We start from the raw sequence: 19787 nt of genomic DNA on the forward strand, positions 1-19787 counted from the left end.
ACCCGTCATCGCAGTACAGGAGACCGCCACCATGCCCCAGGACGCCGGACCCCAGGACCCTCGACTGCCGTTCGATCCGCCGACCACCCCGCTCGTGCTCACCCCGCCCGCGCCCGTCGCCCCGGTCCGCACCGAGCAGGCCGCCGGACTCGTCCCGGTCGGGGAAGACGTGCGCGCCGACATGGTCCGGCGCGCCGAGGAGTACGTCGACGGCCTCGCCGGGCTCGACGCCCGCTCCCCCGAATTCGGCGCCCGGGTCGGTGAGATCGCCGCGCTCGGACAGAGCGACATCCGCGGTGCCGCCCAGCAGTCCAACCGGATGCTGGACCGCACCGTCCGCTCGCTCGCCTCGGGCGAGGGCGACGCCCCGGCCCGCGTGGGGTCCTCGCTGGTCGAGCTGCGCCGCACGGTGGAGGACCTCGACCCGCGCGACACCCCGGGGCGCGGGGCCCGCCGGCTGCTGTCCCGGCTCCCGGGCGGGCGGCGGCTGCGCGACCACGTCGCCGCGTACGCCTCCGCCAGGGGCACCCTCGACCGGATCGTCGGCTCGCTCCGCGGCGGCCAGGACGAACTGCGCCGCGACAACGCCGCGTTGCACACCGAGCGCACCCGCCTGTGGGACTCCATGGGGAAGTTGCAGGAGTACGCGGTCCTCACCGAGGCCCTCGACGACGTCGTGGAGCGGCGCGTCGCGGAGGCCGAGGCGGCGGGTGATCCCGTGCGGGCGGACGCGCTGCGGGCCGACGTCCTCTTCCCCGTACGGCAGAAGCACCAGGACCTGCTGACTCAGATCGCGGTCTGCGCCCAGGGGTACCTGGCGATGGACGTCGTACGACGCAACAACGACGAGCTGATCAAGGGCGTCGACCGGGCGGCCACCACCACCGTGTCCGCGCTGCGGATCGCGGTGATGCTGTCCTCGGCGCTGGAGAGCCAGCGCCGGGTGACCGAACAGGTGCGGGTGCTGCGTTCGACCACCGAGGACCTGATCCGGGGCAACGCCGAGATGCTCGCCACGCAGAGCGGGGAGATCCAGCGCGTCGCGGCCGACCCGGCGGTCGGCGTCGAGACCCTGCGTGCCGCGTTCGGGCAGATCTACACGACGCTCGACGCGATCGACACCTACAAGGCGCGGGCGACCGAGACGATGGCCGCCACCGTGGCGTCGCTGACCGCCGAGCTCCAGGAGGCAGGGGCCCGGCTGGAACGCAGCCGCACCGCGGACGCGGCGCTGGACGGGGGCCGTTCATGAGCGGCCGGCCCGAGCGCGCACACCGGTCCCGGCGCACCGGCGCCGTCGCCCGGCCGCCCCGCCGCCGCCTGCGGCGTGTGCTCCTCCCGCTGCTGGCCGCGACCCTGCTCGTCCCGCTCGCCGCCTGCACGGCGGACGAAGGCGCCGGCCGTGGCCCGGACCGGGGCGACGACGGCCGGGCTCGCACGGGGACGCTCCGCGTCCTGGCCTCCAGCGAACTCAGCGACATGAAACCGCTGTTGGAGAAGGCACGGGCGGCGACCGGGATCACCGTGCGGCCCACCTGGGCCGGCACCCTGGACGCCGTCGAGCGGCTGGCGTCCGGGAAGGCGGACGGGGAGTTCGACGCGGTGTGGCTGTCGTCCAACGACTATCTGCGACTGGACCCGGCGGCCGCCCGCGAGATCGCCTCGGAGACCCCGCTGATGGCCTCCCCGGTCGCCCTCGGAGTGCGGCCCGCCGCGGTGCGGCGGCTCGGCTGGGACCCCGAGGCGGTCAGCTGGGCGCAGGTCCACCGGGCGGTCGCGGCCGGGGACCTGACGTACGGGATGACCGACCCGAGCCGCTCCAACTCCGGTTTCGCCGCGCTGATCTCGGTGGCGTCCGGGCTCTCCGGCGCGCAGGCGGCGCTCACCGACGCCGACGTCCGCAAGGCCGGGCCGAAGCTCAAGGAGTTCTTCACGGGGCAGCGGCTGACCTCCGGCTCCTCGGGCTGGCTGGCCTCCGCGTACGCCCGGCGCTCCACCGTGGACGCGCTGATCAACTACGAGTCGGTGCTGCTGTCGCTGAACCGGGACAGCGACGCCGGGCTGACGGTGATCCGCCCGCGCGACGGGGTGGTGACCGCCGACTACCCGCTGAGCGCCCTCACCTCGGCCTCTCCGGACGCCCGGGACGCCGTACGGACGCTGGCCGAGCACTTCCGGTCCACCGCGGCACAGCGGGAGATGACGGCGCTGACGCTGCGCCGCCCGGTCGTCGCCGCCGCGCGCCCCGCCGACCCGCTCTCCCCCGAGCAGCGCCGCGAACTGCCGTTCCCCGGCACCCGCTCGGTCGCGGACGGGCTGCTGTCCTCGTACGAGCACCGGCTGAGGCGCCCCTCGCGGACCGTGTACGTACTGGACACCTCCGGGTCGATGAAGGGCCGGCGGCTGGCACAGCTGAAGTCCGCGCTGAAGGGCCTGACCGGCGGCTTCCGGGAGCGTGAACAGGTCACGCTGCTGCCGTTCGGGTCCAGCGTCAAGCAGGTCCGCACGCACACCGTCGACCCGGCCGACCCGAAGGCGGGCCCGGCGGCGATCCGGGCGGACGCCGCCGCGCTGACGGCCGAGGGGGACACAGCGATCTACTCGTCGCTCGCCGCGGCCTACGACCACCTCGGCCCGGACACCGAGTCGGCGTTCACCTCCATCGTGCTGATGACGGACGGCGAGAACACGGCGGGCCGGTCGGCGGCCCAGTTCGCGGCGTTCTACCGGGCGCTGCCCGCCGCCCGGCAGGTCACCCCGGTGTTCCCGATCGTGTTCGGCGACTCCGACCGCTCGGAGCTGGACGCGATCGCCGAGCTGACCGGCGGCCGGCTCTTCGACGGGACGAAGGAAGAGGGCGCGGGCTCGTTGGACGGGGCGTTCGAGGAGATCCGTGGCTACCAGTAGGAGCCGGGGCGGAGGCAGGTCCGTGGCGGCCCGGGCGGCCGGCTATCTGGAGTCGGCCGCGAATCTGACCGGCAGCGCCGCGGCCCTCGGCGGTCTCGCCCTCACCTTCGCCGGGTTCGCCGGGGCGTACTGGCCGGTGGTCGTCGGCGGGCTGTACGGGGCGGGCGCGCTGCTCGCCCCGCCTCGCCGGCCGCCCGCCCCCGCGTTCGAGGGGCCGTCGTCCCGGCTGGACGAGCTGCGGGCCGACCTGGTGACCCTGCGCGCGTATCTGGACCGGGTGGACCTGCCGGCCGCCGCGACGGAACGGCTCACCGCGCTGGCCGGTCTGCTGGACGGGCTGCTGGCCCCCGGCTGGGCCTCCGAGGCGCTGGCGGAGGATCCGGAGGGCGTGCACGTGGTGGCGCGGGCGGTGCGCCGGGACGTCCCGGAGTCCGTCGACGCGTATCTGCGGACCCGGTGGTGGACGCGGCTCGCGCCGGGCGGACGGGCTCCGGAGGAGGAGCTGGAGCGGCAGGTGGCGCTGCTGCACGGGGAGGCGCGGGAGCTGGTGGACGGGCTGCGGGAGGCGGAGGAGCTGCGTCAGCGGTCGCACACGAGATACCTGGAGGACCGGGGCGGGGGCGTCCTGCGGCGCACTTCCGCCGAAGAGGGGCGGCCCCCGGAACCGTGAGGGGGTTCCGGGGGCCGGGCGGAGGGTGTCCGTGGTCGGGGACACACCCCCGGGGGCCGTCGCGAGGACGGGCCCCGTACCGCGGCGGGCCGTTCGGCCCCACAGGTCAGGGCGGATGTCCGACGGGCCCGGCCGCGGGGTTCCGCGGGAGCGCCGGGGTCAGCCCAGGCGCTCGACGAGCGCGTGGTACTCGTCCCACAGCTCCCTGGGCGTGTGGTCGCCGAAGGTGTTGAGGTGCTCGGGGACCAGGGCGGCCTCCTCGCGCCAGACCTTCTTGTCGACGGTGAGGAGGAAGTCGAGGTCGGACTCGGAGAGGTCCAGGCCCTCGGTGTCGAGCGCGCCCTTGGCCGGCAGGATGCCGATCGGGGACTCGACGCCCTCGGCCCTGCCCTCCAGGCGCTCCACGATCCACTTCAGGACGCGGCTGTTCTCGCCGAAGCCGGGCCAGACGAACTTCCCCGCCTCGTTCTTGCGGAACCAGTTCACGTAGTAGATCTTCGGGAGCTTCGACTGGTCGGCCTTGTCCGCACCGACCTTCACCCAGTGCTTCATGTAGTCGCCCATGTTGTAGCCGCAGAACGGCAGCATGGCGAACGGGTCGCGGCGCAGCTCGCCGACCTTGCCCTCGGCGGCGGCGGTCTTCTCGGAGGCGACGTTGGCTCCGAGGAAGACGCCGTGCTGCCAGTCGAAGGACTCGGTGACCAGCGGGACGGCGGAGGCACGGCGGCCGCCGAAGAGGATCGCCGAGATCGGCACGCCCTTGGGGTCCTCCCACTCGGGCGCGATGATCGGGCACTGTCCGGCGGGGACGGTGAAGCGGGCGTTGGGGTGGGCGGCGGGCGTGGTGGACTCGGGGGTCCAGTCGTTGCCCTTCCAGTCCGTGAGGTGGGCGGGCGGCTCCTCGGTCATGCCCTCCCACCACACGTCGCCGTCGTCGGTGAGCGCGACGTTGGTGAAGACGGAGTTGCCCCACATGGTCTTCATGGCGTTGGCGTTGGTGTGCTCGCCGGTGCCGGGCGCGACGCCGAAGAAGCCGGCCTCGGGGTTGATCGCGTAGAGGCGGCCGTCCTCGCCGAACCGCATCCAGGCGATGTCGTCGCCGATGGTCTCCACGGTCCAGCCGGGGATGGTGGGCTCCAGCATGGCGAGGTTGGTCTTGCCGCAGGCCGAGGGGAAGGCGGCCGCGATGTACTTGGGGCCCTCCGACTCACCGCGCGGCGGCGTGAGCTTCAGGATCAGCATGTGCTCGGCGAGCCAGCCCTCGTCGCGGGCCATGACGGACGCGATGCGCAGGGCGTAGCACTTCTTGCCGAGCAGGGCGTTGCCGCCGTAGCCGGAGCCGTACGACCAGATCTCGCGGTCCTCGGGGAAGTGCGAGATGTACTTGGTGGTGTTGCAGGGCCACGGAACGTCCTCCTGGCCCTCCTCAAGAGGAGCCCCCAGGGTGTGGACGGCCTTCACGAAGAAGCCGTCGGCGCCCAGCTCGTCCAGGACGGCCCGGCCCATGCGGGTCATGGTGCGCATGGAGACGGCGACGTACGCGGAGTCGGTGATCTCGACGCCGATCGCGGAGAGCGGCGAGCCGACGGGCCCCATGCAGAAGGGCACGACGTACATGGTGCGGCCACGCATGGAGCCGCGGAAGACACCCTTCTCCCCCGTGAAGACCTCCCGCATCTCGGCGGGGTCCTTCCAGTGGTTCGTGGGGCCCGCGTCCTTCTCCTCCTTGGAGCAGATGAACGTGCGGTCCTCGACGCGGGCGACATCGCTCGGGTCGGACGCGGCGTAGTACGAGTTCGGCCGCTTGGTCTCGTCCAGCCTGGTGAACGTGCCCTTGGCGACGAGCTCCCCGCACAGGCGCTCGTACTCGGCCTCGGAGCCGTCGCACCAGACCACCCGGTCGGGCTGGGTGATGGCTGCGATCTCGTCGACCCAGGAGACCAGCTCCTGGTGGTGGGTGGGGACAGTGAGGGGAGCCGCGATGTCGCGCGCCACGATCGCTCCTAGTTGAGGGTGTCAGTTGTCTTAAGGCCCCGTGGGGGCTGCGACCCGGATGCTTCGTACCCTTCGAATTCCCCTGGCGCTCATCCGGTGCCGACTGCACTCATTTGATCATCCGACCGTTGCGCCCATATGTCCAGGGGGCCTCACACGTGAGCATCGCCACTCATTTGCGCCCCATATCCGCTACCTACGGTGGCGTAGGTAGCATGCGGATATGACTGACGCCGCCGCTAGCGCCGCGACCCCCGGCCCCGTCGCACTCGACCCCGTCCCCGTCAAGCCACGGATGCGCGGCTGGCTGCACGCCGGAATGTTCCCCGCGGTGGTGATCGCCGGGATCACCCTGATCGCCCTCACCGACAGCACGACGGGCCGGATCGCCTGCGGCGTGTACATCCTCAGCGCGTGCCTGCTGTTCGGGGTCAGCGCGGTCTACCACCGCGGCACCTGGGGGCCGCGCGGCGAGGCGGTGCTGCGCCGCCTGGACCACGCGAACATCTTCCTGATCATCGCGGGCACCTACACCCCGCTGACCCTGCTCCTGCTCCCCGAGTCGACCGCCCGGCCCCTGCTGTGGGCGGTCTGGGCGGCCGCGTTGGCGGGCATCGCCTTCCGGGTGTTCTGGGTCGGCGCGCCGCGCTGGCTCTACACCCCGTGCTACATCGCGATGGGCTGGGCGGCGGTCTTCTTCCTGCCCGACTTCATGCGGGCCGGCGGCATCGCGGTCCTGGTCCTGGTCGTGGTCGGCGGGCTGCTCTACAGCGTGGGCGGCGTGATCTACGGGATCAAGAAGCCGAACCCGTCGCCGCGCTGGTTCGGCTTCCACGAGGTCTTCCACTCGCTGACGCTGGCGGCGTTCATCGCCCACTACGTCGGCATCTCCCTGGTCGCCTACCAGCACGGGTAGGCACGGAGGGTGACGGACGAGGGGCCGGTCGCATCCGACGACCGGCCCCTCACCCGTGCCGCGACGGCACTCAGCCGCCCAGCTTCACCGCCAGCTCAGCGGCGTCCGTGGTCGGCGCGTCGCACGTGAAGTGGCGGCAGACGTAGGCGGTCGGCCGTCCGCCGACCCGCGGCCGGTCCGCCAGCAGCGGGAACTCGGCCGCCGCGCCCGGCCCCTCCCCCGCCGCGACCACCGCGCCCGGGGCCCGCCCCAGCAGCGCCGCACGGTGCAGCTCCCCGCCAACGGGCCCGGCCACGGCCACCTCACGTGGCCCGTCCAGCAGCGCTTCGGTCACCGCCAGGCCCCAGCCGGCGAACCGGGGGGCGCGCGGACCCAGGGCCTTCACCACGCCGAGCGCGCCCTCGGCGGCCGTACGGTGCGCCTCCGAGCCGGTGTACGCGGCGTAGGAGAGCAGCGCGCCCGCCGTCGCCGTCCAGCCGGCCGGGGTGGCGCTGTCGGTGGGGTCCTGGGGGCGTCGGATCAGCTGCTCGGCGTCGTGTGCGGTGTCGTAGAGCTGCCCGCCCTCGCCGGTGAACTGCTCCAGCACGATGTCCAGCAGGAAGCCGGCGAATTCCAGCCAGGCGCCCTCCCCCGTGACCGCCGCCAGCGCGAGGAAGCCCTCGGCCACATCGCCGTAGTCCTCCAGCACGCCCGCGTTGTCGCCCGCGCGCCCGTCCTTGGAGGTCCGCGTCAGCCGGGCCACCTCGCCCAAGTGCACCCGGACCAGCAGGTCGGCGGCCTCGGTGGCCCGCTCCACCAGGTCCGGCCGGCCGAAGTACGCGCCGGCCTCGGCGAGCGCGGCGATGGCCAGCCCGTTCCAGGCGGCGACCACCTTGTCGTCCCGCCCCGGACGCGGCCGCTCCGCGCGGGCCGCCAGCAGCCGGGCCCGTACGTCAGCGACCCGGGCGGCGTCCGCGGGGCCGGCGTCCCCCGGCAGCCGGAGCACGGAGGACCCCTCCTCGAAGGTCCCCTCCTCCGTCACCCCGAAGTGCGCGGCGGCGAAGGCGGCGTCGTCCTCCCCCAGGACCTCGCGCAACTGGCCGGGCGTCCACACGTAGAAGGCGCCCTCGACGTGCCTGCCGTCCGCGTCCTCGCTGTCCGCGTCCAGCGCGGAGGCGAACCCGCCCTCGGCGGTCCGCAGCTCCCGCACCATGAAGTCGGCGGTCTCCAGGGCGATCCGGCGGGCCTCGTCCGACCCGGTGGTGCGCCACAGGTGGGCGTACACGCGGCACAGCAGAGCGTTGTCGTAGAGCATCTTCTCGAAGTGCGGCACCACCCACTCCCGGTCCACGGAGTAGCGCGCGAAGCCCCCGCCGAGCTGGTCGTAGATCCCGCCCCGGGCCATCGCCGAGCAGGTGTCGGAGGCCATCTGGAGCGCCCCCTCCGACCCCGTACGGGCGTGATGGCGCAGCAGGAACTCCACCGCCATGGACGGCGGGAACTTGGGCGCGCCCCCGAATCCGCCGTGCTGCTCGTCGTACTCCCGGGTCAGCCCGAGCAGCGCCTGCGCGGTCTCCTGCTCGCCGGGCACCCCGTCGCCCGCGTGCACCAGCGAACGCCCCGCCAGGTCCGCGACGATCCGCCCGGCGACCTCCGCGACCTCCTCGCGCCGGTCGGTCCAGGCCGCCGCCACGCCTTCCAGCACCTGCTGGAAGGAGGGCGAGCCGTGCCGGGGCTCGGGCGGGAAGTAGGTCCCGAAGTAGAAGGGTTCGGCGTCCGGCGTGAGGAAGACGGTCATCGGCCACCCGCCCTGCCCGGTAGCCGCCTGGACGGCCTCCATGTAGACGGCGTCGACGTCGGGCCGCTCCTCGCGGTCGACCTTCACGGGCACGAAGTGCTCGTTGAGGTAGGCGGCCACGGTCTCGTCCTCGAACGATTCGTGGGCCATCACGTGGCACCAGTGGCACGCGGAGTAGCCGACGGACAGCAGGACGGGGACGTCGCGCCGCTTCGCCTCCTCGAAAGCGTCCGCTCCCCAGGGCCACCAGTCGACGGGGTTCTCAGCATGCTGAAGCAGATAAGGCGAGGTCACACCAGCCAGCCGGTTCATCGGACCAGCCTCTCACAACGCCCCCTCCCTGACGGCGAAGCCCGCGCACCTCCGTCCGCTTGGCCGATTTGCGCTCATGCGGCATGCCGTGGTGGGCGACTCCATCCCTTCCGAGTCAGGCAGCCCGGTACCTCGAAACAGTAGGCTTGGCGCAGGAGCGCCGGACCTGCCGAGGCAGCTCGAAGGAGGTACACCATGACCGCCGAGATGGTGGCGCCCGCGTGGATGCATACGCAGATCAGCGCGGAGCAGTACGACTCCTGGTCCGAGGAACAGTGCGCCGGCATCGAGATCGTGGACGGGATGGTCGTCGTGAGCCCGAGCGCCTCCAAGCGCCACAACCGGCTGGTCCGCATCCTGGCCAACGCCCTGGACGCCGCCGCGGGCCCGGACTGGAACGCCGACACGGACTTCGACGTTCGCCTGCAGGACGTTCCACTCACCAACCGCCGTCCGGACGTCATCGTCTACCGGTCGGAAACCATCGACCTCACGCCCACCCGTCCGGAACACGTACTGCTGGTCGTCGAGGTCGTGTCGCCCGGCTCGGAGACGACGGACCGGATCGTGAAGGTCGACCAGTACGCCAAGGCAGGCATTCCCTTCTACTGGCGGGTTGAGCAGGCCGCCACCGGTGTCCCGATCATCTACACGTGCGTTCTCGACCCAGCCACCAAGGCTTACCGGGACGGCGAAATGTTCACCGGCGCGATCAAGACTGCTGCTCCGTTCCCCGTCACTGTCGACCTCGGAACCACCTGAGAGGCGAAAGACCTCACGTCTGCATCGGCGCTTCTCGCCTCAGGGTGGTGCCGCTACTGACGGCGGCCCGGACCGCGGTGGTCACGGCACTGATCACCTGTGCAATCCCGGACGACGCCCCTGCGCCCCGCGTCCGCTTGGCCGATTTGCGCTCATGCGGCATGCCGTGGTGGACGTCAGCCTCGGCAGTGCTCCGGAGCACCCCCCGAGTGGCTGCTCCGGCTCGGTCGCAAGGCGTGTCCGCGTTCGCGGCGATCACCCCCGACGCACCGACTCGTACCGGCGGCGCCGGCGGCGACGGGGGCGACGGGGGCGACGGGAGGAAGCGTCGAACTGACGCGGCACTGCGCCCACCAACTCCCCTGATGGCACAGGCGTGTCGGCAAGGGCCTATGTTCTCGGGCATGGATCACCAGGGAGAGTTTCGTCGGGCAGCGCTTGAGTTGGGCATCCCGGACGACGAGATCAGCAGATTCAGCCGGCACCTTCGTCTGTCGATCGGGTTGTCCGTGGGCGGCGGTTCTCCGGTCGGGCAGATCGGTGGGTCGCCCCGGCTGCCGGTGGGCATGAACTGGCCGTCCGCCGGGGACATTCCGTTGCCGTTGCTCCTGTCCGTCGATTGTGGGGCGCTGCCGAGAGTCGACGGCTTCGACCTGCCGGCGGACGGGACGCTGCTCTTCTTCGTGGACCAGGAAATGGACCACGAGGACAGTTCCGGGAAGTACGCGCGAGTCGTCTACGTACCGGACGGCACCGAAACCGCGGTCGCGGAAGCCCCCAGTCCCGAGTGTGTCCGCGAGCAGCTCGACGTCAGCGCCGAGCTCAGAGCCGAACTGCCCCTCTGGCTCCAGGAGAGCGAGGACGAGGACTGGCACGAGTTCTGGGAGGATCTCGACTGGGAGGACATGTCGCCCTTCCAGCAGCAGTTGGTCCGGTACATGGAGCGTGACCTGCCGCACCTGGGCGAACTTCGGGCGCTGGCTCACGACCTCTGGCCGTCCGGCGCCTACGTTGTCATCGGCGGGTACGCCGATGACGAGGTGATCGACAGCATCGCGGAGCAGACCCTCGCGGGACGCGAGAAGGCAGGCGAGATCCCCGCCATCCCGATCGCGAAATGGTATTCCCACCTGGAGAAGGAAAAGCACCGGCTGACGAGCGAGTGGATAGCGCTCGCCAGTGAAGCCGCGGTCTACGAGGAGTACTACACGAGTTTCGTGATCCGCCACGACGACCTGGCCGCCGCTCGGGTGGACAAGGCGCTGGCCGTGACGCATTTCGAAGCCCCGTGACCAGGGTCGACGCACCGCCACCACGGAGCCTTTTCCCGCCTGTACGGCAGTTGTGCGTGCCGACGACGGGAGTCCGGGAGGCCGCCACGGACGAGCTGAAGCGGCAGATCCTCGCCGACGGCCGGCACCGCGCCAAGAAGGACTCGCACACCCTGCCGCCCGTGGTGCGGCGCGACCTCGTCGGGGACGACGCATGGCTCGTGGCGGGCAGGAGTGTCAGCGGTGGACATGTCTGGCTGGTCTGCCGGACGACGCGAAGGACCTCGCCCGCCGCCGTCGAGGAGGTGCACAGCGTGCTCATCCACGTACGGACCCGGCAGACCCTCGCCACCGCGGAGTCGCCGGACATCCGGCTGCTTCCCCGGAACCGCGTCCTGGGGCCGCTCCTCCCCGGCCGGGGAGCGAAGACCGGAGACCGCGGCTTCGACCGCAGGTACCGGATCGTCAGCGCCGATCCCGTCCGTGCCGGGGCGGCGGTCACCGAGCAGGTGCGCGCGGCGACTCTCGAACAGGGCCTTGACCGGTGGTGGCTGCACGAGGGCGTGCTGACCTTTGAGTACCCCGAGACGCGGCGACCCGTGGTGCTGCGCGAACCGCACCGGCTGAACGCACTCACGCGGCTGGCCGGCCTGCTCGCCGCCGCCACCGTGCCGCAGCAGAGCCGGACTGGGAGGCGGCGCGGATAGGCGGCGCGGGGAGCCCTTGGCGACGAGGCGGGCACAGATCCTGGTGATCGCCAAGTGGCGACGCTCAGTGATCACTGGGCAGACCCGCGCATGCGTTGCGTTCATGCTCAGGTCTGAGCCGGGTGGTGCGGGGCGGTGCCGGCCGAGTGATTCGCCGCCATCGACGGTGATGATCCGGCCGGTGAGACGTGGCTGTTGGCGCTGTTGGCCGTCAGGAAGAGGGCCGGGGCGGCGGCTTCCTCGGCGGTGCCGAAGCGGCCGAGGGAAGCGGTCGGCCCGGGGCGGCGATCGTGCGACCTCTTGAGCAGAGCCGCACGCGCGAGGTCGCCGAGGTCAGTGGTGTGGTCGGCGTAGCCCTGCGACGAGGAGTTCGGCCATGCGGCGTGCGTCGTAGCGGGGATCGCTCTCCGCGCCGATGCAGAGGTTGCCGACGCCGCGCATGAGCTGGTACGCGTCGATGTCGGGGCGGATCTCGCCGGCGACGGCTGCGGCTTCGAGCAGTTCGGTGCAGACGGGCAGGAGGCGGTCGAGGAAGTAGGCATGCAGCGCCTCGAAGTCGGCGTTGTCGGCCTGCAGCACGGCGGCGAGTCCGTGCTTGGTCACCAGGAAATCGACGAAGAGGTTGATCCACTGCCCTAGGGCTGTGTGCGGAGAGCCAGTCGCCAGCAGGGGCGGACCGGCGTCGGCGCAGGCGTCGACCTGGTGCCGGTAGACGCCGATGATGAGGTCTGCTCGCGTCGGGAAGTGGCGGTAGATCGTGCCCAGCCCGACGCCGGCCTTGGCCGCGATCTCGCGTACCGGCGCGTCCACGCCTGACGTGACGAAGACCGTGGCGGCCGCATCGAGCAGGGTTTCCTTGTTACGCCGGGCGTCCTTCCGCCCGGCCGGGGCCACCTGTCCTGCGCCCTCGTCGCCGTCGCTCACCGCATACTCCTTCCACTCGCCGCTTGCAAAAGCGGAACGATGTTCCGTATCGTTACCGGAACAAGGTTCCGCTTTGCTCATGATGTCAGAGCAGGGCCCGGTAACCAAGCCGTGCAATGCACCGCTACACCCCTCATGAGGAGACACGGTCATGCAGTACCGCATCTTGGGCCGCACCGGCGTGCAGGTCAGCACCCTCGCGCTCGGCGCGATGAACTTCGGAAAGATCGGGCGCACCACCCAGGACGAGGTCACCGCCATCGTCGACGCCGCGCTGGAGGCGGGGATCAACCTGATCGACACTGCCGACGTGTACAGCGGCGGCGAGTCGGAGGAGATGGTCGGCAAGGCCATAGCCGGGCGCCGCGACGACCTCGTGCTCGCCACGAAGGCGACCATGCCGATGGGCGACGAGCGCAATCGCCGGGGCAGTTCCCGCCGCTGGCTGGTCACCGCGCTGGAGGACAGCCTGAGTCGGCTCGGCGTCGACCACGTCGACCTCTACCAGATCCACCGGTGGGACCCGAACACCAGCGACGAGGAGACCCTGTCGGCGTTGACCGACCTGCAACGCGCGGGAAAGATCCGCTACTTCGGCTCCTCGACCTTTCCTGCCCACCGCATCGTGCAAGCCCAGTGGGCCGCCCACGAACACCGCTTGAGCCGTTACGTCACCGAGCAGCCCAGCTACTCGATCCTGCAACGCGGCATCGAGACCCACGTCCTGCCCGTGACCGAGCAGTACGGGCTCGGAGTGATGGTGTGGAGCCCGCTGGCCTCGGGCTGGCTGTCGGGCGCGATCCGCGAGGGCGGTGAGATCACCACCAGCCGCTCGACCTTCATGCCGCAGCGCTTCGACACCACCATCCCCTCCAACCGGGCCAGGCTCGACGCCGTCGAGCAACTGGCCAAGGTCGCCGACGACGCCGGCCTGACGATGATCCAGCTCGCACTCGGCTTCGTGACCGCGCACCCCGGCGTGACCAGCGCCCTCCTCGGCCCTCGCACGCCGGACCACCTGTACGCGCAGCTCGCCGCCGCGGACATCACGCTCTCCGCCGACGTACTCGACGCGATCGACGGCATCGTCGCCCCCGGCACCGATCTCGCCGCACACGAGAAGAACGACACCCCGCCCGCGCTGCTGGACCCGGCACTGCGGCGACGCTGATCGTCCCAGCGACAGCCTCCACGCCCTCGTCTGCGACATCCCGAAGCCGCAGCAGTGGGTGGCGCCAGCACATTCCGCTTGATGGTCGCCTTGTGGGACTTCCGTCACCTGGCGGCCCATCGGTAATCCGCCACAATCGCGCAGACAGGCGGCGCGGGAAGCCCCCGGCGACACGTCGGGCCCAGGCCCCGGTGATCATGGAGTTGCGACGCTCCGTGATCACCGGGGGGCCTGTGCCCGTGCTCCGTGCTTCCTTCATGGCTGCTGACTGACCCGCGCTGCAACCCATGCGCGGCGTTCTCGCCCGAGCGCCCGTCGGCTGAGGCCGGTCTCCGCGAGGGCTCCCCGGCGGACGGACGCGCGTCGGTGAGCCGAGCGGCATCCGGGTACCGAGCGGCGGCCGGGGTCGGCCGGCCGGGTGGGCGCCGGCGCCCCTTCCGTACGGGAAGGGCGTCCGGCACCGGGGCCGGACGCCCTTCCCGTACGCGCGGCCCCCTGCGGGGGTTACTTCCGGGGGGAGGCCGTCCCGTCGCCGACGGGTTCGGCGGCCACGGCCGCCGGGTCGGGGGCCTCCTCGAAGTTCACCCGGCCCATGTGCCGGTTCATCGACTTCATCAGCGCCCACACGCCGACGGCGAGGGCCGCGAAGACGAGGAAGCCGAGGACGCCGGGGGTGACCTTGTTCTTGTCGAGCTCTTCGGCGGCGAGCGGGACGAGGTGCGTCAGTGCCTGGGTCGCGTACATATCAGGCATTGTCGCGGATGCCCGCGAAGAGGTCGCTCTCGGGGAGGGAGGTATCGACCAGAGCCTTGGCCAGCTCGTACTCCTCCGTCGGCCAGACCTCGCGCTGGACGTCCATCGGAACCCGGAACCAGCCGCCCTCCGGGTCGATCTGCGTGGCGTGCGCGATCAGCGCCTTGTCGCGGATCTCGAAGAACTCACCGCAGGGGATGTGCGTGGTCAGGGTGCGCTCCACCCGCTCGAACTCCTTCCAGCGCTCCAGCCACTCGCCGTACGGGGACTCCAGCCCCCGGGCGAGGAGCGCCTCGTGCAGCGCGACGGTGCGCGGCCGGTTGAAGCCCTGGTTGTAGTACAGCTTCCGCGGCGTCCAGACGGGGCCGAACTCGTCCTCGGGGAACCGCTCCGCGTCGGCCGCACCGTCGAACGCGATCATCGAGATCGTGTGCGTCATGATGTGGTCGGGGTGCGGGTAGCCGCCGTTCTCGTCGTACGTGGTGATGACCTGCGGCCGGAACGCGCGGATCTTCGCCACCAGGCGCCCCGCCGCGGCCTCCGGGTCCTCCAGGGCGAAGCAGCCCTCGGGCAGCGGCGGCAGCGGGTCGCCCTCGGGCAGCCCCGAGTCGACGAATCCGAGCCACTCCTGCTGGACCCCCAGGATCTCCCGGGCCTCGTCCATCTCCTTCTTGCGCACCTCGTGGATGTTCTTCTCGATGTACGCGTCGCCCTGGAGCTTCGGGTTGAGGATGGAGCCGCGCTCGCCTCCCGTGCAGGTCACGACCAGCACGTCCACCCCCTCGGACACGTACTTGGCCATGGTGGCCGCGCCCTTGCTCGACTCGTCGTCGGGGTGGGCGTGAACGGCCATCAGTCGCAGCTGCTCAGTCAAAGCTCGATCCTCAGTCATTGGTCGCTCGGGTCGATCCGGTTTCTCTCGGAGAGGCGCCTGCCGGCACTGCATCGATGTGGGGCGCGATCGGGTGGCGGACGGGCGGCTTCTATAGTGACTGAACGAGGGGCCGGAAAATTCCTCGATGCCCGCCCCGGAGGGAACGATCATGACGACGGTTCGCGAGGCCACGCCCGAGGGGCGGTACGGCCGGAGCGAGGATCAGCGTGCGGACCGCAAGCTGAAGATCGTCGGATCGGTCCTGGGCGTCGCCCTGCTCGGGGTGATCGGGTGGATCGGTTTCGACTACGTGGGCGGCCAGGGCATCAGCGCCGAGATGATCAAGTTCAAGATCGTCTCCGACGCCCGGGCCGATGTCCACCTGGAGGTCCGCAAGGACCGCGACGGCCACGGCTACTGCCTGGTGCGGGCGCTCAGCGAGGACGGCTCCGAGGTGGGCCGCAAGGAGGTCCGGTTCGACCGGGCCGAGAACCGGATCGACGAGCTCGTGACCGTGGTGACCCGCTCCAGGGCGACCGCGGTCGAGCCGATGGGCTGCACGGCCGACGACGGCCCGGCCGACTGACCCGGCCGCACCCCATGTGACCTGCGCCGATACGGGACCCTGTGGGAGGCCCTGGCGTGTGACCGTTTACCTTCTCCCCCTTTTCCTGCGGAATTGTTAGGCTTGTGGTTTCGCCCACCCGGAGAAGCACATGCTTCTGGGTAGGGCGATGCTTTGTATTCCCAGCACCGACGAGGAGCACCTGTGACCCAGACCAGCGAAAACGTCACCTGGCTCACGCAGGAGGCGTACAACCAGCTCCAGGCCGAGCTGGAGTACCTGTCTGGTCCCGCGCGCACGGAGATCGCCGTCAAGATCGCGGCGGCCCGTGAGGAGGGTGACCTCCGGGAGAACGGCGGGTACCACGCGGCAAAGGAGGAGCAGGGCAAGATGGAGCTGCGGGTGCGCCAGCTGACCCAGCTCCTGGAGCACGCGAAGGTCGGCGAGGCGCCGGCCGATGACGGCGTGGTCGAGCCCGGCATGGTCGTGACGATCGCCTTCGACGGCGATGAGGACGACACGCTGACCTTCCTGCTCGCCTCCCGTGAATACGCCAGCACGGAGATCGAGACGTATTCCCCGCAGTCCCCGCTCGGCCTGGGCGTGAACGGCAAGCGGACGGGCGAGGAGGCGGAGTACGAGCTGCCGAACGGCAAGACCGCTTCGGTGAAGATCCTGGCGGCGAAGCCCTACACCGGCTGATCGGCCGCACGAGACGGAACGACACGGGAGCCCCGGCCTCAGCGAGGCCGGGGCTCCCGTGCGTCCTGCGCCGCGCCCGGAGGCCGCGCCTCCCGCCCCTCCCGCGCGTGCCGTCTCCCGCCGTCGCACGGCGCCCCGGGCCCGGGGGCGGACGTCAGACGGCGGCCGAGCGGTACTTGCGGACCGCGAGTGTGCGGAAGACCAGAATGATCAGCACGGACCAGCTGATCGAGGCCAGGATCGGGTGCTCCATCGGCCAGGCCCCGGTGACGGACTTCGGCACGCCGGGCATCGTGTTCCCGAAGAGTTCCCGGGCCCCCGCCACCGTGGCGCTGAACGGGTTCCACTCGGCCACGTGCTGGAGGAACGCCGGCATGCCGGTGACGGGCACGAAGGCGTTCGAGATGAACGTCAGCGGGAACAGCCAGATCAGCCCGCCGGAGGTCGCCGCCTCGGGGGTGCGCACGGACAGGCCGATCAGGGCCCCGATCCAGGAGAACGCGTAGCCGAGCAGGAGCAGCAGCAGGAAGCCGCAGAACACCTTGCCGATGTTCTCGTGGGCGCGCCAGCCGACGATGAGGGCGACTCCCGCCAGCACGACGAGGGTGAGCGTGGTCTGTACGAGGTCGGCGAGCGTCCGTCCGGTGAGGACCGCGCCCCGGGCCATCGGCAGCGACCGGAAGCGGTCGATAAGCCCTTTGTGCATGTCGTCGGCGATGCCGGCGCCGGCTCCCGCGGTGGCGAAGGTGACGGTCTGGGCGAAGATGCCCGCCATCAGGAACTCCTTGTACAGCTGCGGGTCGGTGGAGCCGCCGATGCTGATGGAGCCGCCGAAGACGTAGGTGAACAGCACCACGAACATGATCGGCTGAATGAGCCCGAAGATCACCATCTCGGGAATCCGGGTCATCCGGATCAGATTCCGTTTCGCGACGACGAGGGAGTCCTTCGCGGACTGCAGGACGCCCCCGGAGGGGCGCGGAACCAATGAAGGAGCGTCCTTGGCGATCGCACTCACTGGGCTTCCTCCTTGCTCCGGGAGTCACGGGACCGTTCCGCTTCCGCTCCGCCGGACTCCTCGTCCGCGTGCTCGGGAGCCTCGGCCGCATGGCCGGTGAGGGAGAGGAAGACGTCGTCCAGGGTGGGCCTGCGCAGAGCGATGTCGTCGATCTCCACGCCCTGGGCGTCGAGGTCGCGGATGATCTCGGCCAGCAGTTTGGCCCCGCCGCTCACCGGGACGGTCAGCTTGCGGGAGAGCCGGGCGACGGTGACCTCGCCCTTGCCGAGGGCGGTCAGCACGGACCGGGCCCGCTCGATCTCGTCCGGGCGGTGCACGACGACCTCGACGCGCTCGCCGCCGGTGCGGGCCTTGAGCTGGTCGGAGGTCCCGCGGGCGATGACCTTGCCGTGGTCGATGACGCAGATGTCGTGGGCGAGGCGGTCGGCCTCCTCCAGGTACTGCGTGGTCAGCAGCAGGGTCGTACCGCCCGCCACCAGATCCTCGATCACGTCCCAGAGCTGCTGCCGGTTGCGCGGGTCGAGGCCGGTCGTCGGCTCGTCCATGAACATCACGGGCGGCGACACGACGAGCGCCGCCGCGAGGTCGAGGCGCCGGCGCATACCGCCGGAGTACGTCTTGGCGGTGCGGTCGGCGGCGTCGCCGAGGTTGAACCGGTCCAGCAGGACGCCCGCGCGGGCCTTCGCGTCCCGGGCGCTCAGCTGGTAGAGCTGCCCGACCATCTGGAGGTTCTCCCGGCCGGTCAGATACTCGTCGACCGCGGCGAACTGTCCGGAGAGCCCGATCGAGCGGCGTACCTCGTTGGGCTTCTTCAATACGTCGATCCCGGCCACGACAGCCGTGCCGCTGTCCGGGCGCAGCAGCGTGGTCAGCACGCGCACGGCGGTGGTCTTGCCCGCGCCGTTGGGCCCGAGCAGCCCGAGGACCGTGCCCTCGGGGACGTCGAGGTCGACGCCGTCCAGGGCTCGTACGTCGCCGAAGGTCTTGACCAGACCTTCGGCATGGATCGCACCTGGCATGGAGGGATTCCCCCGTCACTCGCGGGTGGTGTCGCCGGTGGCGGCTTTCTCCGCCGATCCTAGGATCGGCGGGCCCCCGCCGCCCGGTGAACGGGCACATCGGCATCGCACGGCACGGCACGGTGCGGGGCCGGGACTTCCCCGTTCCCGGGGCGGGACTTCCCCGTTCCCGGGGCGGGACTCCCCGTTCCCGGGGGCGGGTTCCTCAGCCCATCACCCGGTAGCCCGCCGCGCGCAGCGCCTCCTCCACCTCCGCGCAGTGCCGCGGGCCCTTCGTCTCCAGACGCAGGTCCACCTCCGCCTCGGTCAGCCCGAGGCGCGGGTCGGTACGCACATGGCTGATGTCGAGGACGTTGGCGTCGGCCACGGTCAGTGCGGCCAGCAGGGTGGCCAGCGCCCCCGGGCGGTCGGTGAGCCGCAGCCGCAGGCTCAGGTGGCGGCCTGCCGCGGACATCCCGTGCCGCAGGATGCGCTGCATCAGCAGCGGGTCGACGTTGCCGCCGGACAGCACGGCCACCACCGGCCCACGGAACGCCTTCGGGTCGCTGAGCAGCGCGGCCACCGGGCTGGCTCCGGCCGGTTCGACGACCAGCTTGGCCCGTTCGAGGCAGAGCAGCAGCGCGCTGGACAGCTCGCCCTCGGTGACCGTACGGACCTCGTCGACCAACTCCTCGACCAGGGCGAACGGTACGTCGCCGGGGCGGCCGACCTTGATGCCGTCCGCCATCGTGGCCGGGGAGTCGAGCGACACGGGGTGGCCGGCGGCCAGCGAGGGCGGGTAGCAGGCGGACCCCTCGGCCTGGACGCCGACGATCCGGACGTCGGGGCGCAGGGCCTTCACCGCGACGGCGACGCCCGCGGCGAAGCCGCCCCCGCCGACGCCGAGGACGATCGTGCGGACCTCCGGGCACTGCTCCAGGATCTCCAGCCCGACGGTCCCCTGACCGGCGATGATGTCGGGGTGGTCGAAGGGGTGGATGAAGACCGCGCCGGTCTCCTCCGCGTACCGCCGGGCCGCGTCGAGGGTCTCGTCGACGACCTGGCCGTGCAGCCGCACCTCGGCCCCGTACTCCTGGGTCGCGGCGACCTTGGGCAGGGGCGCTCCGACGGGCATGAAGACCGTGGAGCGCACTCCGAGGAGGGAGGAGGCGAGCGCGACGCCCTGGGCGTGGTTCCCGGCGCTGGCGGCGACCACCCCGGCCGCCCGCTCCACCGGGGTGAGCCCGGAGATCCGGACGTAGGCGCCGCGCAGTTTGAAGGAGCCGGTGCGCTGGAGGTTCTCGCACTTGAGGTGGACCGGGGCGCCGACCAGCTCGGTCAGATGGCGGCTGCCCTCCAGGGCGGTCACCCTCGCCACCCCGGACAGCATCTTCTGCGCGCCCCGGACGTCGTCGAGGATCAGGGCCGGGTGGGGGGTGGTCGCGCGGAAGCTCATGTCCGCAAG

At 71.4% G+C, this 19787-nt stretch carries 18 protein-coding genes; 10 read left to right on the top strand and 8 right to left on the bottom strand.

The genetic code is table 11. The annotated features are described in order from the left end of the window. The first annotated feature begins 31 nt into the window (after positions 1-31). From ACIQMU_RS03645 to ACIQMU_RS03655, 3 genes are read left to right on the top strand one after another with little or no spacing between them, the layout of a single operon-like run. Positions 32-1252 (top strand): toxic anion resistance protein, encoded by a 1221-nt coding sequence (locus ACIQMU_RS03645; RefSeq protein ID WP_352240443.1) that lies wholly within the window; start codon positions 32-34, stop codon positions 1250-1252. Next, positions 1249-2907 carry a substrate-binding domain-containing protein gene (locus ACIQMU_RS03650; protein WP_352240442.1) on the top strand — a complete coding sequence of 553 codons (1659 nt, stop codon included), beginning with the start codon at positions 1249-1251 and terminating at the stop codon, positions 2905-2907. The genes ACIQMU_RS03645 and ACIQMU_RS03650 overlap by 4 nt, the downstream gene beginning before the upstream one ends. Then, a complete protein-coding gene (locus ACIQMU_RS03655; RefSeq protein ID WP_402688148.1) occupies positions 2894-3577 on the top strand; it encodes a hypothetical protein in 684 nt (227 codons plus the stop codon). Before ACIQMU_RS03650 ends, ACIQMU_RS03655 begins: the two co-directional genes overlap by 14 nt. Positions 3578-3736: 159 nt before the next feature. Here the strand turns inward: ACIQMU_RS03655 and ACIQMU_RS03660 are convergent, their stop codons facing one another. Next, positions 3737-5572 carry a phosphoenolpyruvate carboxykinase (GTP) gene (locus ACIQMU_RS03660; protein WP_352240441.1) on the bottom strand — a complete coding sequence of 612 codons (1836 nt, stop codon included), beginning with the start codon at positions 5570-5572 and terminating at the stop codon, positions 3737-3739. Positions 5573-5795: 223 nt separating this feature from the next. Between ACIQMU_RS03660 and ACIQMU_RS03665 the strand changes: the two genes are divergently transcribed. Beyond that, on the top strand, positions 5796-6488 hold the full coding sequence (locus ACIQMU_RS03665; RefSeq protein ID WP_352240440.1) for a hemolysin III family protein: 693 nt from the start codon (positions 5796-5798) through the stop codon (positions 6486-6488). A gap of 70 nt (positions 6489-6558) precedes the next feature. Here ACIQMU_RS03665 and ACIQMU_RS03670 read toward each other — a convergent pair whose 3' ends face one another. Further along, a complete protein-coding gene (locus ACIQMU_RS03670; protein WP_352240439.1) occupies positions 6559-8577 on the bottom strand; it encodes a thioredoxin domain-containing protein in 2019 nt (672 codons plus the stop codon). 195 nt (positions 8578-8772) lie between these two features. Here ACIQMU_RS03670 and ACIQMU_RS03675 point away from each other — a divergent pair, with 195 nt between their 5' ends. The 3 genes from ACIQMU_RS03675 to ACIQMU_RS03685 all read left to right on the top strand — a co-directional run bounded on the left by ACIQMU_RS03675 (position 8773) and on the right by ACIQMU_RS03685 (position 11317). Further along, positions 8773-9339 (top strand): Uma2 family endonuclease, encoded by a 567-nt coding sequence (locus ACIQMU_RS03675; protein WP_352240438.1) that lies wholly within the window; start codon positions 8773-8775, stop codon positions 9337-9339. A gap of 404 nt (positions 9340-9743) precedes the next feature. Beyond that, positions 9744-10631 carry a DUF1963 domain-containing protein gene (locus ACIQMU_RS03680; RefSeq protein ID WP_352240437.1) on the top strand — a complete coding sequence of 296 codons (888 nt, stop codon included), beginning with the start codon at positions 9744-9746 and terminating at the stop codon, positions 10629-10631. A gap of 56 nt (positions 10632-10687) precedes the next feature. Next, the gene (locus tag ACIQMU_RS03685; protein ID WP_352240436.1) at positions 10688-11317 is read left to right on the top strand and encodes a hypothetical protein; all 630 of its coding nucleotides are present in this window, start codon (positions 10688-10690) and stop codon (positions 11315-11317) included. Between the two features lie 333 nt (positions 11318-11650). Here ACIQMU_RS03685 and ACIQMU_RS03690 read toward each other — a convergent pair whose 3' ends face one another. After that, complete coding sequence (locus tag ACIQMU_RS03690; RefSeq protein WP_352240435.1) at positions 11651-12241, bottom strand: TetR/AcrR family transcriptional regulator; 591 nt, start codon at positions 12239-12241, stop codon at positions 11651-11653. Between the two features lie 151 nt (positions 12242-12392). Here ACIQMU_RS03690 and ACIQMU_RS03695 point away from each other — a divergent pair, with 151 nt between their 5' ends. After that, positions 12393-13412 (top strand): aldo/keto reductase, encoded by a 1020-nt coding sequence (locus tag ACIQMU_RS03695; protein WP_352240434.1) that lies wholly within the window; start codon positions 12393-12395, stop codon positions 13410-13412. Positions 13413-13916: 504 nt separating this feature from the next. On the opposite strand, the gene ACIQMU_RS03700 is transcribed toward ACIQMU_RS03695, so the two are convergent. Both ACIQMU_RS03700 and mca read right to left on the bottom strand, forming a co-directional pair. Beyond that, the gene (locus tag ACIQMU_RS03700) at positions 13917-14156 is read right to left on the bottom strand and encodes a hypothetical protein (RefSeq protein WP_352240433.1); all 240 of its coding nucleotides are present in this window, start codon (positions 14154-14156) and stop codon (positions 13917-13919) included. A gap of 1 nt (position 14157) precedes the next feature. Continuing rightward, positions 14158-15039 carry a mycothiol conjugate amidase Mca gene (mca, locus tag ACIQMU_RS03705; protein ID WP_352240432.1) on the bottom strand — a complete coding sequence of 294 codons (882 nt, stop codon included), beginning with the start codon at positions 15037-15039 and terminating at the stop codon, positions 14158-14160. Between the two features lie 169 nt (positions 15040-15208). Here mca and ACIQMU_RS03710 point away from each other — a divergent pair, with 169 nt between their 5' ends. Both ACIQMU_RS03710 and greA read left to right on the top strand, forming a co-directional pair. Then, a complete protein-coding gene (locus tag ACIQMU_RS03710) occupies positions 15209-15625 on the top strand; it encodes a DUF4307 domain-containing protein (protein ID WP_352240431.1) in 417 nt (138 codons plus the stop codon). A 183-nt stretch (positions 15626-15808) separates the two neighbouring features. Then, on the top strand, positions 15809-16306 hold the full coding sequence (gene greA, locus ACIQMU_RS03715; RefSeq protein ID WP_402688149.1) for a transcription elongation factor GreA: 498 nt from the start codon (positions 15809-15811) through the stop codon (positions 16304-16306). A 154-nt stretch (positions 16307-16460) separates the two neighbouring features. On the opposite strand, the gene ACIQMU_RS03720 is transcribed toward greA, so the two are convergent. The 3 genes from ACIQMU_RS03720 to ilvA all read right to left on the bottom strand — a co-directional run bounded on the left by ACIQMU_RS03720 (position 16461) and on the right by ilvA (position 19778). After that, positions 16461-17324, bottom strand: coding sequence for an ABC transporter permease (locus ACIQMU_RS03720; RefSeq protein ID WP_352240429.1), 864 nt, complete (start codon positions 17322-17324; stop codon positions 16461-16463). After that, positions 17321-18343: an ATP-binding cassette domain-containing protein gene (locus ACIQMU_RS03725; RefSeq protein ID WP_352240428.1), complete on the bottom strand. Its 1023-nt coding sequence runs from the start codon at positions 18341-18343 to the stop codon at positions 17321-17323. Before ACIQMU_RS03725 ends, ACIQMU_RS03720 begins: the two co-directional genes overlap by 4 nt. Before the next feature lie 205 nt (positions 18344-18548). Beyond that, positions 18549-19778 (bottom strand): threonine ammonia-lyase, encoded by a 1230-nt coding sequence (ilvA, locus tag ACIQMU_RS03730; RefSeq protein ID WP_402688150.1) that lies wholly within the window; start codon positions 19776-19778, stop codon positions 18549-18551. Positions 19779-19787: the final 9 nt, after the last annotated feature.

Origin of the sequence: Streptomyces sp. NPDC091649, assembly GCF_044756785.1 — a bacterium.
Taxonomy (GTDB): Bacteria; Actinomycetota; Actinomycetes; order Streptomycetales; family Streptomycetaceae; genus Streptomyces.